General features: G+C 67.4%; 1 protein-coding gene. It reads right to left on the bottom strand.

Going from position 1 to position 1167, the window contains the following annotated elements; translation table 11 throughout:
- Window positions 1-1117, bottom strand: a 1117-nt coding sequence (locus ABEA30_RS15595) for an ISL3 family transposase (protein ID WP_345584492.1), incomplete at its 3' end; no start/stop codon positions are given.
- Window positions 1118-1167: the final 50 nt, after the last annotated feature.

Genomic DNA, 1167 nt, shown 5'->3' with positions numbered 1-1167 from the left:
GGAGGGTCCGGCCCAGGCTGACGAGCTCGACGAGGTCTCTCGGGACGCCGGTGCTGACCGAGTCGATCACGCCTTGAAGGAGGAACCGTCCAAGTTGCTTGTCGGGATGTCGGTACGCCACGACGAGCCGTTGGTAGATACTCCATGTCGCGTAGACCTCGGTGTGCTGTTCGTCGGCGAACAGTGCCTCCAGTCGGGCGACTTGCTTGTCGGTGAGTAGATCGACGCCGGTGAGCAGGGTGCGGCGGGCGCGGTAGAGCGGGTCACCGGCGCGGCCCCGATGCCCGCAGGTGTCTTGCTGGACGCGCTGGCGGCAGCGGGTGAGCGCTTCGCCGGCGAGCCGGACGACGTGGAACGGGTCCATCACCGTGGTGGCGTTGCCGAGTTCCTCGACCGCCGCGGTCTTGTAGCCGGTGAATCCGTCCATCGCGACGACCTCGATCCCCTTGCGCCAGGCTCGGGGGCGGGCGGCGAGCCACGTCTTGAACACCTGTTTCGAGCGTCCCTCGACCATGTCCAACAAGCGCGCCGGACCGGTGCCGTCCCTGGTGGGGGTGAGGTCGATGATCACGGTGACGTATTTCTCACCACGGCGGGTATGGCGCCAGCAGTGCTCGTCGACCCCGATCACCTTGACCCCGTCGAACCGGGCCAGGTCGCTGATGAGGACGCGCTGTCCTTCTGCCAGCACGGCGTCGTTGGCGGTGTTCCACGCGACGTCGAGACCGGCGGCGATCCTGGACATGCTCAGGTGTTGGACCACAAGTCCTTCCAGTCCCCAACGCAGCGCCGCGCGCGACAGCTTCGAACGCGGCTCGGCTGCGGCACTGGTGTCTTGACGCCACACCCGCCCGCACTCGATGCACCGATAGCGCCGGAGCCGCACGTGCAGCACGGTAGGGCGCCACCCCAGCGGGACATGCGACAAGAGTCGCACCACCGAGCCCCGGATGAGGCCCTGGCCGCCGCAGTCTCGGCACCAGTCGTCGGCGTCGACCGGGCGGCAGGCCAGGATCGCACGGTCGGGTTCGATGCGCTGGCCGGTGACTTCCAACCCGAGGCCGTCGAGACGGCAGAAACTAGTCAGATCAGGGCACGTGAAGGTAGCGTCGGACACGTCGAGGTCTTCCAGATGGGGAGCGTGAGAACTTCCATCTTCGGAGGGCC

The sequence above is a fragment of the Tessaracoccus lubricantis genome, from assembly GCF_039544535.1.
GTDB lineage: Bacteria > Actinomycetota > Actinomycetes > Propionibacteriales > Propionibacteriaceae > Arachnia > Arachnia lubricantis.
This window is presented reverse-complemented; position numbering and strand designations above follow the sequence as displayed.